Origin of the sequence: Pasteurella pantherarum (genome assembly GCF_049670885.1) — a bacterium.
Lineage (GTDB): Bacteria > Pseudomonadota > Gammaproteobacteria > Enterobacterales > Pasteurellaceae > Pasteurella.
In genome coordinates this window covers 1,200,960-1,214,047 of record NZ_CP187173.1, presented here as the reverse complement: position 1 = coordinate 1,214,047, position 13,088 = coordinate 1,200,960, and the positions used below count along the sequence as shown (strand labels likewise).

Genomic DNA, 13,088 nt, shown 5'->3' with positions numbered 1-13,088 from the left:
TAACATTCATCTTCATAGGACATTATCATGAAAAAACTCTTTGCCATTCTCTTTTTATCTGCACTTACTCCCTTTGCATACGGACAACGCATTGTGACCTTAACCCCTGACGTGGCAGATGTGGTTGTGGCGTTAGACGGGAAAGAACAGATTGTCGGTCGTGATCAAACCACCATGAATCCGGCATTGGAAAAAGTAGCCGTGATTGGTATTCATCGTAAATTAGCCGTGGAGCCGATTTTACAAACGAAACCTGATCTTGTATTAGGTTCTTATATGGCAATGCCTGCAACGATTTTTGATAATCTTGCAAAACTGGGTGTGAAAACGGTGAATGTGTTACCACAAGATAATATTGAAGCCTTTGGCAAGGCTATTCGTGATGTCGGCGACTTAATTGGCAAAAAAGACAAAGCGAATCAAATTGCTAGCCAATGGGAAGCAGGCATTAAACCTTTAGCCAGCACAGGTAAACGTTATTTATTAACCTATGATGGCCGTGTTGTGGCGGGTAAACATACAGCAGCAGATGAGCTCATTCGTCGTGCAGGTGGTGTGAATGCCGCTGTTGATGTAGACGGGATTAAACCACTTAATCGTGAAGCATGGTTAGTGGCACAACCTGATGTGATCATTGTGGCAGAACACCAAAAAGAGGTGATCGGTGGCGTTGAGAAGTTATTAGAGCGTCCTGAAATTGCCAATACGCCTGCGGCGAAATCGGGTCATATTTATTTCTGGCCAGCCAATGATTATTTACGTTATGGTTTAAATACCCCTGAAGTATTAAAACGTTTACATGATTTAGCGAAGTAATCTGCCTACGCATGAAAAAACTGTTTTTGTTGTTTGCCGTGATCGGAACAGCCTTTCTTATTTGGTTTTCCGTGGGCGTTGGGTTTGGTGGTTGGCAGACACCAAACTCACTTGATCCTATCGTTTTTGATATCCGTTTACCTCGTATTCTGAATGCCTTATTAGTGGGTGCCGCACTTGCCGCCGCAGGGGCGGGCCTACAAGCCTTATTTGAAAATCCCTTAGCCGATCCGAGTCTTATTGGAACATCGGGTGGGGCTGCCTTGGGGGTCATTTGTGTTTTAGCATTTGGCACCGTGGGGATTGGCGTACCCATGGCGGCGTTTATAGGGGCTTTGGTGGTGTGTTTATTAATTTTATTTGCACATCACCTTTTCGGTGGTGGCACGCTAGGCTTGCTGATTATGGGCTTTATTTTGAGTGCATTTTGTTCGGCAGTGGTCGGGCTTATTTTGTTCTTATCCGATGATTTAGTGTTACGCAGTGCTACGATTTGGTTAGCGGGGAGTTTATCGGAAGCTGGCTTTACTCCGATTTATTACCCTTTTGTGATCATGCTGATTGGATTAGTTTGGATGGCGATTCTCGGTCGTCAACTGGATTGCTTAATGCTTGGGGAAGATACAGCTTTTAGCATGGGCATTTCAGTGTCTAAACTGCGTTTACAAACGGTGATTGCAGCCGCCTTGTTAACGGGTGCGGCGGTTTCTTTATCGGGGATTATTGGCTTTTTAGGGATGATGATCCCTAATATTTTAACGACAGTCGTAGGTGGACATCGCCGAAAATTAATTTTACTGTCTGCATGGGTGGGGGCGGTCTTTTTGTTATTCGTCGATAGTGCATCACGTTTAATTACCTATCCCATTGATTTACCCGTCGGGATCGTCATTGCGTTATTAGGTGGGCCATTCTTCTTTTGGATCTTTATTCAATCGACACAACGCAAAGTCTAGGGATAGCGGTATGCAAGCACTTTTTGAATTACAACCTTTAACCATTAAAGTGAATGAACGAGTGATTTTACAAACAGATCACTTATCCATTCCACAGGGCAAACATACGGCGATTATTGGGCCTAATGGGGCAGGTAAATCAACTTTACTGAAAGCCCTATTGGGGTATTTCAATGCACAAGTCACCTTGAATGGCGAACCTGTACTAGAGCAAATTCGAGCGGGCAAATTAGCCTTAGTCGCCCAAAATGGACGTTATGGTATGCCGCTGAGTGTGGAAGAATATGTCAAATTGGGACAATTTAATCCTACACTTTTTTCCTCCAAAAAAGTCAATCAAGCCTATTTATCACTGTTGCTAGATCAGTTTGAACTGACTCATTTACGCCATAAACGGGTGAATCACTTATCTGGCGGTGAACAGCAACGTGCTAATATTGTGCGAGCCTTAATGCAACATGCCCCTGTGATTTTATTAGATGAACCTTGTAATCATTTAGATATTCGTCACCAACAAAGCTTGATGCATTTTTTAAAACAGCATAAATCCACATTTAATGTGGTGATGGTGTTACATGATTTAGATTTGGCAGCAGGCTATGCAGATCATGTGATTTTGATGCAACAAGGTCAGATTGTGGCACAAGGTGCGGTAGAGGATGTGATGCAAAGTGAACGATTAAGTGCGGTTTATCGTTGGCAAATTTTGCAGAAAAAAGACGAAAGTGGCATTTTCTTTCGTGTGTAATCCCGAATCTTGAAAATAAAATTCGCCTAAAATCAAAATCTGCCCCCTAAACGTTGTCGTGAATGTTTAACGGATTAAGGGGCAGATTTTTTTATTGTCAAGTCAGCTTGTTATTGTGATATGACCAACCTGTTGAATCACGAGACTTTTTATTAGCATTTTAGTAATACTTCTTTTATAATAACAAAAAAGAAAAAACACTCCATTTATGGATTATGGTATAGACCACATAAAATGGACGTGCTGATGTGAAATACAATTAAAAAGAGGAAAAGCATATGCGTTTAATCCCATTAAAAAATGCTGAACAAGTGGCTAAATGGTCTGCTCGTTATATTGTGGATCGGATTAATCAATTTAACCCAAGTGAATCCCGTCCATTTGTCCTCGGGCTACCTACGGGCAGTACCCCATTAAAAACCTATCAAGAATTAATCGCACTTTATCAAGCGGGGGAAGTCAGCTTTAAGCATGTAGTTACTTTTAATATGGATGAATATGTCGGTTTGCCTAAATCCCACCCAGAAAGCTACCATTCCTTTATGTATCACAATTTTTTTAATTATATTGATATTCTAGAAGAAAATATCAATATTTTAGATGGCAACACCGATGATCATGATGCGGAGTGTCGCCGTTACGAAGAAAAAATTAAATCTTACGGTAAAATTCATTTATTTATGGGCGGTGTCGGCGTGGATGGGCATATTGCCTTTAATGAACCGGGTTCGTCTTTAGCCTCTCGCACAAGAATTAAAACATTAACGGAAGATACACTCATTGCCAATTCACGCTTTTTTGATCACGACGTTCGCAATGTCCCAAAATATGCATTGACGATTGGGGTTGCCACGTTACTTGATGCTGAAGAAGTGATGATTTTGGTGACAGGTTATAATAAAGCCCTTGCATTACAAGCTTGTGTAGAAGGCAGTGTCAATCATCTTTGGACAGTGAGTGCGTTGCAATTACATCGTCATGCCTTAGTGGTTTGTGATGAACCTTCCACACAAGAATTAAAAGTAAAAACAGTAAAATATTTTACTGAATTAGAAGCTCGAGCCATTCATAGCGTATTATAGGGGAACAATATGTATGCCTTAACCAATGCAGTGATCTATACTGCGAAAGCGGTGTTATATGGTCATGCGGTGATGATTGACGGTGAAAAAATTAGTGCGGTCATTTCTGAGCAAGATTTACCTGATGGGATAACCCGTATTGATTTAAAGGGTCAAAATTTAACTGCAGGGTTTATTGATTTGCAATTAAATGGTTGTGGAGGGGTGATGTTTAACGAAGATATTTCCGTTCGCACCCTTGAGATCATGCAAGAAACCAATTTACGTTCAGGCACAACGAGTTATCTTCCCACCTTTATTACCTCGTCAGACGACGGCATGAAACAAGCAGTACAGGTCATGCGTGAATATTTGTCGAAATATCAACATCAAGCCTTAGGTTTACATTTAGAAGGCCCTTATTTAAGCGTGGAGAAAAAAGGTGTACATCGAGCGGAATATATTCGCGATATCAGTCCCGAGATGAAAACCTTTTTATGTGATAATGCGGATGTGATCACCAAACTGACCTTAGCACCCGAAAATCCAACAGCACAGTATATTCCCGAATTTGTTGAAAAAGGCATTATTGTGTCTATTGGGCATTCAAATGCCAGTTATGATGTCGCCAAACAAGCCATTAAAAAAGGGGCAAGCTTTGCCACACATTTACATAATGCCATGTCGCCGATCAGCTCAGGTCGTGAGATGGGCGTTGTGGGGGCAGTCTTGGATTCTGATATTTATACAGGGATCATTATGGACGGCTTACATGTGCATTATGCCAATATTAAATTAGCGAAAGCTATAAAAGGCGAAAAGCTGTGTATTGTCACGGATGCTGTTGCAGCCGCAGGGGCAGAGATTGATTCTTTTGTCTTTGTGGGAAAAACCGTCTATGTCAAAAATGGAAAATGTTACGATGAAAATGGAGCCTTAGGTGGGGCGGCAGTCACCATGATTGAATCCATCAAAAATGCGGTGCAAAATGTCGGCATTCCATTAGATGAGGCACTGAGAATGTGTAACTATTATCCTGCTAAAGCCATTGGCATTGATGAAAAATTAGGATCCATTGCATCTGGAAAAATCGCGAATTTAACAGTTTTTAATCATCATTTTGAGGTGATGGGCACCGTTGTGAATGGTGAATGGAAAAAACACTAAATTCCGCTAGTTCAAATAAAAATAGCGTGAGATATTCACGCTATTTTAAAAACTTTTTCAAAAATGACCGCACTTTATAGCACGATGGTTTTGTTTTTATACACAAAAATCCGATCATGAAGTGCTAGATCTAAGGCACGACTCAACACGGTTTTTTCTACATCGCGTCCCGCCCGCATCATCGCTTCCGCATTATAAGTGTGATCCACATTAATCACATTTTGCATGATAATCGGACCTTGATCTAATTCATTATTAATGAAATGTGCGGTTGCTCCAATGATTTTTACCCCACGTTCATAGGCTTGATGATAAGGCTTTGCCCCAATAAATGCAGGTAAAAATGAATGGTGAATATTGATAACTCGGTTTGGATAACGAGCCACAAATTCTGGATTTAATACACGCATATATTTGGCTAACACAATATAATCTGGTGCATACTCATCAATTTTTTCTGCAAGTAGTTTATCATGCCCCACACGGGTTAAGCCTTCATGACTAATGCAGTGAAAAGGAATATCAAAGCGTTCAACCAAACTACGTAAGCTATCATGGTTACCGATGACCGCTGCAATTTCGACATTTAATCCACCATAATAGGTTTTCATTAAAATGTCACCAAGACAATGGGCTTCTTTGGTCACCAAAATAACAATTCGCTTACGTTTTGTGCTAATTAGACGGCAATGTGTCCCTTCAGGCAAACTGTATTTTAAATCAGCTAGAAGTGTTTGCTCATTAAATATTCCTTCTAATTCAGTTCGCATAAAAAAATGTTTGCTTTCAAAATCAACAAATTCATTATTATGCGTAATATTTAATTGATGCTTATAACAAATATTCGTGATTTTGGCGATAAGCCCTTTATCATCTGGGCAATCTGTTAATAAAATTTTATTTTCAATCATAATATTAAATTTATTTTTTATTACGGATAAAGTAAAACCCATTTAAAAAAATGGGTTTTAATGGAGTATGAAAAGCAATTTAAATTTCAAATGAAGACAATGACTTACCTTCATTTAAGGCAATTTGAATTGTGCGAGGTGTTCTTCCCTGACCAGTCCATGTTTTGACTTCACCATTTTCGTCCGTATATTGATATTTGGCTGGACGAGGTTGTCTTTTCTTGCGTTGATTAGCTGGGCTTTGAGCTAAAAGTTCAGCTAATTCTTCAGCAGTGATTCCTTCTTGCTTCAATGATTCCTTCAATTTCGCAATTCGTCCTTGACGTTCAGTTTCCTGACGTAGTGCTTCCTCTTCCTCCATACGTTTTTCTTCAACAACCTGTTGAAATTTTTGTAAAGCAAGCTCAAGTTGTTGTAAGCTGGATTCGCGAGCTAAAACACGCAAGCTACGAATATTATTTAGAGTTTTTAATAGTTCACTCATTTTTTTCCCTCATATCATTTAGCAAATCGTTAATCATTATTCACGAATAACTTTTAAAATAATATAGCAAATAACTGTGTTGGTAAATAATATTTTGGGGATTCTCATGATTTTATATTTAATTATTTGCCCTTACCCTGTTTATTTTGCTAGAAAATAGACAATAAGAAATATTTTTGTTAACTATTGGCATTTTCTTCTTTTTCATGTAGTCTTTGTAAATCCTACATACGTAGAGGTGCGATCACTATAAGTATTTTTTCTGAGTGGATAACGATGAGGAAAAAGGAAAGGAGTGCCCGCCGAAATCAATTAAAAGTCGTTTTAATTGGTTGGTGGCGTCTTCGAAAGGAACGTCACTGTCATAGTCTTTTTCGTAAACTATGGAGCGCTACTGGTTAGGTTAGGTCTTATTTTACCTACCTTTTAGAACATCTCTCTATAATATTCAGTGGTCATCCCTTCATTATATAAGGTAGAAACTTATGGAACTCATCGATTATTCGACGTCCCTGTGGTCGATCGTACCGCCAATATTGGCTTTATTATTAGCAATTGTTACTCGTCGTGTTATTTTGTCACTTAGCTTAGGGATTATTGTCGGTGCCTTAATGCTGGGAGACTTTAATATTCTGAACTCTTTCACTTATTTGAAGAATAATGTTTCTTCTCTGTTTTATGGTGAAGAGGGAATAAATGCTAATAATATCAACATTATTCTTTTCTTATTGTTGCTTGGTGTCCTCACCGCTTTACTCACTGTTTCGGGCAGTAATCGTGCTTTTGCAGATTGGGCTCAGAAGCGAATTAAAGGAAGACGGGGTGCCAAATTATTAGCGGCATCATTAGTGTTTGTGACTTTTATTGATGACTATTTCCACAGTCTTGCGGTGGGTGCCATCGCCAGCCCTGTGACAGATAAATTTAAAGTCTCACGTGCTAAATTAGCTTACATTTTAGATTCAACCGCCGCACCAATGTGTGTGCTTATGCCAGTCTCAAGTTGGGGAGCCTACATTATTACCCTCATTGCGGGATTATTAGCCACCTATTCTATCACCTCATATTCACCAATTGGTGCATTCATGACGATGAGTGCCATGAATTTTTACGCATTATTCTCTATTTTTATGGTGTTTTTTGTGGCGTATTTCTCTTTTGACATTGGCTCAATGGCAAGACATGAACGCAATGCATTAGAACGTCAAGTAGAACAAGAGGATGATGCTTCAGAAGGAAAAGGCCATGTATTTCATTTGATTCTGCCGATTATTGTCTTAATTCTCGCCACCGTGGGAATGATGCTTTACACGGGGTATGAAGCCTTGGCTGCAGACAATAAACCTTTTGATGTTCTTGGTGCCTTTGAAAATACTACGGTGGGTATTTCCTTAGTGGTGGGGGGCGTCAGTGCGGTATTGGTATCCACATTATGCATGTTATTTTCCCGTCAAGTGAGTATGGGCAGTTATGCTAAAGCATGGCTATTGGGGATGAAATCCATGTCGGGTGCCATTTTAATTTTATTATTTGCTTGGACAATTAATAACGTGGTGGGCGATATTAAAACGGGGGTTTATTTATCTTCGCTCGTTTCAGATAGTTTACCAGTGGCATTATTGCCAGCACTCTTATTTGTGTTGACTGCTGTCATGGCATTTTCAACGGGAACCAGTTGGGGAACCTTTGGGATTATGTTGCCTATCGCTGCCGCCATTGCCGCCCATGCTGCACCAGAATTGATGATCCCTTGTCTTTCTGCGGTCATGGCGGGGGCAGTGTGTGGTGATCACTGTTCACCGATTTCTGATACCACGATTTTGTCTTCTACAGGGGCAAAATGTAACCACATTGATCACGTGACTACGCAATTGCCTTATGCGATGTTAATTGCGGTAGCCTCTCTTTCTGGTTATTTAGTATTGGGCTTCACCCTTTCGGGAATCTTAGGTTTTATTACCACAGGTGTGGTGTTAGCCGTGCTTGTTTTCTTGTTTAGACGAAAATAAAACGTGATTTAACTCACAGTTAAGCACAAAAAATTTGTTTTTATCATATTTTTATAAAATGCGACTTTAGGTCGCATTTTTTATGTTTATTTTACTTTTTCATTTATTTTATTCTTAATTGTTTTTATTTATTAGAATAATATTCTTTTATCAGCCTCGTTTTTGCACATCCTTTGATAAAAAATCACTAGACAAAAATACCACTTTTCAGTAAAACAATAACATATTGTTATTTTTAACATTGTTGCAACACAAGAGAATAAACAGAAAAAGAAGGTAAGAGGTGAAAATGAAAAAGTTATCAGGTGCAGAGATGGTTGTGCAGTCCTTAAGGGATGAAGGTGTCGAATTTTTATTTGGCTACCCCGGTGGATCGGTCTTAGATATTTATGATGCGATTCATACATTAGGTGGGATTGAACATATTCTTGTTCGTCATGAACAGGCTGCTGTGCATATGGCAGATGGCTATGCCAGAGCAACGGGTAAGGTCGGTTGTGTGTTAGTTACTTCAGGTCCTGGGGCAACCAATACCATTACGGGCATTGCCACCGCTTATATGGATTCTGTTCCAATGGTGATTTTATCGGGGCAGGTCATGTCAGGGTTAATTGGTAGCGATGCATTCCAAGAATGCGATATGGTGGGTATTTCTCGTCCAGTCGTCAAACATAGCTTTTTGGTGAAATGTGCAGAAGATATTCCTTCGGTCATCAAAAAAGCCTTTTATATTGCCTCAACAGGACGCCCTGGTCCTGTGGTTATCGACTTACCGAAAGATGTGGTGAATCCAGCAAATAAATACAACTACCATTATCCAGAACAAGTGGAATTACGTTCTTATAATCCGACGGTACATGGACATAAAGGCCAAATTAAAAAAGCATTAAAAGCCTTATTAGTCGCGAAAAAACCTATTTTATTTGTAGGTGGTGGTGTTATTACAGCAAATTGTAGTGAGCAGTTGATCCAATTTGCCCATCGCTTAAAGTTACCTGTGACTTCTTCATTGATGGGACTTGGGGCTTATCCAAGTACTGATCCTCAGTTTTTAGGTATGCTCGGTATGCATGGTACCTATGAAGCCAATAATGCGATGCATCATAGTGATTTGATTTTGGGGATTGGTGTTCGTTTTGATGATCGCACGACGAATAATCTGAGCAAATATTGTCCAAATGCGAAAGTAATTCATGTTGATATTGATCCAAGTTCCATTTCCAAAAATGTGCCTTCGGCAATTCCGATTGTGGGCAGTGCGGAGAATGTGTTAAATGAATTTTTATCGTTATTAGAAGATGAAAATCTCGTGAAATCACAAAGTTCGCTTGATGAATGGTGGCAAGACATTAACGCATGGAAAGCTGTAAACTGCTTAAAATTTGATAAAACCGCTCAGGTAATAAAACCACAGCAAGTGATTGAAATGGTTTACCGTTTAACCAAAGGGGAAGCTTATGTGGCATCCGATGTGGGGCAACATCAGATGTTTGCGGCATTACATTATCCTTTCGATAAACCTCGCCGTTGGATCAATTCAGGTGGGTTAGGCACCATGGGCTTTGGTTTACCTGCGGCATTAGGGGTGAAATTAGCTTATCCTGAATCTACTGTCGTTTGTGTAACGGGTGATGGCAGTATTCAAATGAATATCCAAGAACTTTCTACCGCACAGCAGTATGAAATTCCTGTGGTGATTATTAGTCTAAATAATCGCTTTTTAGGTATGGTGAAGCAGTGGCAAGATTTGATTTATTCGGGACGCCATTCACAGTCTTACATGAATTCTTTACCAAATTTCGTCAAATTAGCGGAAGCCTATGGTCATGTTGGTATTCAAATTGATACGCCAGATGAGCTTGAAGAAAAATTAACACAAGCGTTTTCGATGAAAAATAAACTTGTTTTTGTGGATATTAATGTCGATGCAACAGAGCACGTTTATCCAATGCAAGTACGTGGAGGCGCAATGAATGAGATGATTTTAACCAAACCGGAGAATGCATAATGCGTAGAATTTTATCTGTTTTATTAGAAAATGAATCGGGTGCGTTATCTCGCGTAGTGGCATTATTTTCCCAACGTGCATTCAATATTGAAAGCCTAACCGTTGCCCCTACTGATGATCCGACGTTATCCAGAATGACGATTGAAGCCTATGGCGAAGAAAAAGTGCTTGAGCAAATTGAAAAGCAATTACATAAATTAGTTGATGTTTTCAAAGTGATTAGTTTAAGCGACAGTGATCATGTCGAGCGTGAAGTTATGCTTCTTAAAGCGAAAGCACAAGGAAACTCACGAGATGAATTAAAACGCTTGGCAGATATTTATCGGGGGCAAATTGTGGATGTTACGCCCAAATCCTATACTATTCAATTAACAGGCACAAAAGATAAATTAGATGCCTTTATCAAAGCTGTGAAAGAAGAAACCAACATTCTTGAAATTGTGCGTTCTGGCTTGATCAGCCTTTCACGGGGTGAGAAAAACTGCTTATAGCCATGTCATAAGCCTGTCATAAGAAAAGTGCGGTCTATTTTTAAAATGTTTTGCCAAGAAGAGGGCGACAAGACAGAGATGTGATTTCCTCTTGTGCTTTCTTCCAGAATCGTGCGATGAAAACTTTTTAGAAATAGACCGCACTTTTGTGTTCAGCATAAGGAAAAGCCACGAGGCAGAAAAGGCAAAAAATCCAATATAGGGATTGGAAGACGGTTTGCAGAGGAGAGGCAAGCCGTTTTTTATGTGTTTTTTCAGTGAGAAAGGACTTTTTCCTGATAATAGGGTGGTTTTTTAGTTTATTTTATGTACAAAATGGAGGCAGGCCGAAAAAATTTTGATAATTTTTTTATTAAATTAATTTACACATCTTTTAATAATGCCATTTTCCAACATACGGGGTATTTCAGCCCACAATTTAATCAATTGAAAAATAGGAAAATATTACGAAATTCGCAAAGTAAATTAGTGAAAATTATTGTACTAGGCGAATAAATAGCACAAAAAATGAACTTTTTGCTTTGTGATCTGCTTAAAAAAGGTGATATAATCAAAATTGTAACAATTTACATTTCTTTACAAAACAAGTGTGGGGAGTGAAGAAATGTAGTGAATGAGAGAAGTTTTGGTTCAAATTTAGAAAAAACAGTGCATTTAAGGAGTAAATGTGAAATTAGAGGAACTCGCTAAACTTGCTGGCGTATCTCGCACGACGGCGAGTTATGTTGTTAATGGAAAAGCAAAACAATACCGTGTGAGTGATAAAACCATTGAGAAGGTCGAAAAATTAATTAAGAAATATGATTTTAAACCCAATGCAATGGCAGCAGGATTAAGAGCAGGAAAAAGTAATACGATTGGTTTGATTGTGCCAGATTTTGAAAATGTCAGTTATGCACGCATTGCCAATCAGTTAGAAAGTCGTTTTCGGGAAAAAGGTTATCAGTTGTTGATTGCTTGTTCTAATGATAATGCGGATTATGAAATTCAATGTGCAAAACATTTATTTCAACGCCGTATTGATGCATTAATTGTGTCTACCGCCTTACCTTCTGATACGGATTTTTATCAACGGGTGGCAGATGTGCCAGTTATTGGTTTTGATCGTCAAATGAAAACAAATGAAGCCATGGTATTGGTTGATGATGAGGGCGATGCACACCGCTTGGCACAACGTTTGATCCAAAAACATGCTGATCATGAACATATTCTGTTTTTTGGTGCATTACCGAATCTTTCAATGAGTCATGCACGTGAAGCTGGCTTTAAAAAGGCACTTGAAGGGCAAAATAAGCAAGTCGATTTTGTTTATGCCGATAAGTTTCAGAAGTCTTCTGCTGCGGAAACGTTTGAAGCTTGGTTGACAGAAAATAAAATGCCCGATGCCATTTTTGTGACTTCATTAAGTTTATTACAAGGCATTTTACACGTCCTTATCCAACGTAAGGGGGGGATTCCTAAGGATTTGGTGGTGGCAACCTTTGGTTATCATGAAATGCTTGATTTCTTAGAAAATAACGTGATTTGCTGTGTACAAAATCATGAGAAAATTGTGGAATCCTTATTGAATTTGGCTCTCGATTCTGTGCAATGCAGAAATCTTGAACAGACACGAGATGTGATTACACGGGATTTAATTGAGCATCGTGCTTAATTCAATATTCCTGTTTTACTCTACAAGAGGAATCGTACTTGGGGGTGGAAGCGGTTCTGGCTCACCTAAAAAGTGCGGTTCCTTAGCAATAAGCAAATCCCATAATACTTGTAAACGTGCGAAAACTTCTCTAAAACGCACAAAATGATACCCCGTTGGATAGTCCGCCGCATAGCAAATAGCATCTATATTATGGAATTTGGCAATAAATAAGGCACGTTCGCAGTGAAATTTTTGTGTAATTAAGGTAAAAGAACGTGCTTTAAACACACGATCTGCACGAATCACAGAATCTAACGTGCGAAAACCAGCGAAATCCATATACATCACTTCTGCGGGAATACCCATTTTTCTCAAATCTTTAAACATGGTTCTTGGCTCATTATATTGATGAGTACGATTATCCCCACTCAATAATAAATAATCCACTTTACCTGCCGAAAAGAGTTCATAAGTTGCAAGCAACCGATTGTGATAGAACAAATTAATGCGATTTTGATCAAAATATTTTGATGTACCAAGTACCACGCCATAAGGGCGATAAGGTAACTTTTTGATATCCGTATAAATTTGTGGGCGGGTATAAAAGCCAATGGCTTGATCGATAAGAATCAATGCGACAATAAAACACACTAGACTGATGATCAAATAATGAATCAATCGTTTGAGATATTGATACTTGAAAAGCGAAGCAAAGGCAAACATAGACGGTTTTATCTGTGGCAAAAATTAGTTTTCACGATAATGAAAAAAGTGTTGAAGTGCAAGCTGAATTTTAGTAGA

General features: G+C 38.9%; 12 protein-coding genes and 1 riboswitch. Of the genes, 9 read left to right on the top strand and 3 right to left on the bottom strand.

The genetic code is table 11. The features are described 5' to 3' along the window. Nucleotides 1-27: 27 nt before the first annotated feature. From ACPEEM_RS05790 to nagA, 5 genes are all read left to right on the top strand, one after another. On the top strand, nucleotides 28-816 hold the full coding sequence (locus tag ACPEEM_RS05790; RefSeq protein WP_424402788.1) for a heme/hemin ABC transporter substrate-binding protein: 789 nt from the start codon (nucleotides 28-30) through the stop codon (nucleotides 814-816). A gap of 11 nt (nucleotides 817-827) precedes the next feature. Continuing rightward, complete coding sequence (locus tag ACPEEM_RS05785; protein WP_424402789.1) at nucleotides 828-1,772, top strand: FecCD family ABC transporter permease; 945 nt, start codon at nucleotides 828-830, stop codon at nucleotides 1,770-1,772. A gap of 10 nt (nucleotides 1,773-1,782) precedes the next feature. Continuing rightward, nucleotides 1,783-2,520 carry an ABC transporter ATP-binding protein gene (locus tag ACPEEM_RS05780; RefSeq protein ID WP_424402790.1) on the top strand — a complete coding sequence of 246 codons (738 nt, stop codon included), beginning with the start codon at nucleotides 1,783-1,785 and terminating at the stop codon, nucleotides 2,518-2,520. A gap of 278 nt (nucleotides 2,521-2,798) precedes the next feature. Further along, nucleotides 2,799-3,602 (top strand): glucosamine-6-phosphate deaminase, encoded by an 804-nt coding sequence (gene nagB, locus ACPEEM_RS05775; RefSeq protein ID WP_424405613.1) that lies wholly within the window; start codon nucleotides 2,799-2,801, stop codon nucleotides 3,600-3,602. Between the two features lie 9 nt (nucleotides 3,603-3,611). Next, complete coding sequence (gene nagA, locus ACPEEM_RS05770) at nucleotides 3,612-4,748, top strand: N-acetylglucosamine-6-phosphate deacetylase (protein ID WP_424405615.1); 1,137 nt, start codon at nucleotides 3,612-3,614, stop codon at nucleotides 4,746-4,748. Nucleotides 4,749-4,822: 74 nt separating this feature from the next. Here nagA and purU read toward each other — a convergent pair whose 3' ends face one another. Continuing rightward, the gene (gene purU, locus ACPEEM_RS05765; RefSeq protein WP_424405617.1) at nucleotides 4,823-5,659 is read right to left on the bottom strand and encodes a formyltetrahydrofolate deformylase; all 837 of its coding nucleotides are present in this window, start codon (nucleotides 5,657-5,659) and stop codon (nucleotides 4,823-4,825) included. 79 nt (nucleotides 5,660-5,738) lie between these two features. Next, nucleotides 5,739-6,143, bottom strand: a complete 405-nt coding sequence (locus tag ACPEEM_RS05760; protein ID WP_424405619.1) for an H-NS family nucleoid-associated regulatory protein — start codon at nucleotides 6,141-6,143, stop codon at nucleotides 5,739-5,741. A 225-nt stretch (nucleotides 6,144-6,368) separates the two neighbouring features. After that, a riboswitch (Lysine riboswitch) is annotated at nucleotides 6,369-6,545 on the top strand. 83 nt (nucleotides 6,546-6,628) lie between these two features. Here ACPEEM_RS05760 and ACPEEM_RS05755 point away from each other — a divergent pair. The 4 genes from ACPEEM_RS05755 to cra all read left to right on the top strand — a co-directional run bounded on the left by ACPEEM_RS05755 (nucleotide 6,629) and on the right by cra (nucleotide 12,305). Beyond that, nucleotides 6,629-8,152, top strand: a complete 1,524-nt coding sequence (locus tag ACPEEM_RS05755) for a Na+/H+ antiporter NhaC family protein (protein ID WP_424405621.1) — start codon at nucleotides 6,629-6,631, stop codon at nucleotides 8,150-8,152. A 289-nt stretch (nucleotides 8,153-8,441) separates the two neighbouring features. Beyond that, nucleotides 8,442-10,160 carry an acetolactate synthase 3 large subunit gene (locus ACPEEM_RS05750; RefSeq protein ID WP_424408141.1) on the top strand — a complete coding sequence of 573 codons (1,719 nt, stop codon included), beginning with the start codon at nucleotides 8,442-8,444 and terminating at the stop codon, nucleotides 10,158-10,160. Next, nucleotides 10,160-10,651, top strand: coding sequence for an acetolactate synthase small subunit (ilvN, locus tag ACPEEM_RS05745; RefSeq protein ID WP_424402797.1), 492 nt, complete (start codon nucleotides 10,160-10,162; stop codon nucleotides 10,649-10,651). The genes ACPEEM_RS05750 and ilvN overlap by 1 nt, the downstream gene beginning before the upstream one ends. 667 nt (nucleotides 10,652-11,318) lie before the next feature. Continuing rightward, the gene (gene cra / locus ACPEEM_RS05740; RefSeq protein WP_424402798.1) at nucleotides 11,319-12,305 is read left to right on the top strand and encodes a catabolite repressor/activator; all 987 of its coding nucleotides are present in this window, start codon (nucleotides 11,319-11,321) and stop codon (nucleotides 12,303-12,305) included. A 15-nt stretch (nucleotides 12,306-12,320) separates the two neighbouring features. Here cra and ACPEEM_RS05735 read toward each other — a convergent pair whose 3' ends face one another. Beyond that, a complete protein-coding gene (locus ACPEEM_RS05735) occupies nucleotides 12,321-13,010 on the bottom strand; it encodes a SanA/YdcF family protein (RefSeq protein WP_424402799.1) in 690 nt (229 codons plus the stop codon). Between the last annotated feature and the right edge of the window lie 78 nt (nucleotides 13,011-13,088).

Coding starts and splice junctions, on each gene's coding strand:
- ACPEEM_RS05735 (WP_424402799.1), bottom strand. CDS start 13,010: ATGTTTGCCTTTGCTTCGCTTTTCAAGTATCAATATCTCAAACGATTG.
- purU (WP_424405617.1), bottom strand. CDS start 5,659: ATGATTGAAAATAAAATTTTATTAACAGATTGCCCAGATGATAAAGGG.
- nagA (WP_424405615.1), top strand. CDS start 3,612: ATGTATGCCTTAACCAATGCAGTGATCTATACTGCGAAAGCGGTGTTA.
- ACPEEM_RS05780 (WP_424402790.1), top strand. CDS start 1,783: ATGCAAGCACTTTTTGAATTACAACCTTTAACCATTAAAGTGAATGAA.
- ilvN (WP_424402797.1), top strand. CDS start 10,160: ATGCGTAGAATTTTATCTGTTTTATTAGAAAATGAATCGGGTGCGTTA.
- ACPEEM_RS05755 (WP_424405621.1), top strand. CDS start 6,629: ATGGAACTCATCGATTATTCGACGTCCCTGTGGTCGATCGTACCGCCA.
- ACPEEM_RS05760 (WP_424405619.1), bottom strand. CDS start 6,143: ATGAGTGAACTATTAAAAACTCTAAATAATATTCGTAGCTTGCGTGTT.
- nagB (WP_424405613.1), top strand. CDS start 2,799: ATGCGTTTAATCCCATTAAAAAATGCTGAACAAGTGGCTAAATGGTCT.
- ACPEEM_RS05750 (WP_424408141.1), top strand. CDS start 8,442: ATGAAAAAGTTATCAGGTGCAGAGATGGTTGTGCAGTCCTTAAGGGAT.
- ACPEEM_RS05785 (WP_424402789.1), top strand. CDS start 828: ATGAAAAAACTGTTTTTGTTGTTTGCCGTGATCGGAACAGCCTTTCTT.
- ACPEEM_RS05790 (WP_424402788.1), top strand. CDS start 28: ATGAAAAAACTCTTTGCCATTCTCTTTTTATCTGCACTTACTCCCTTT.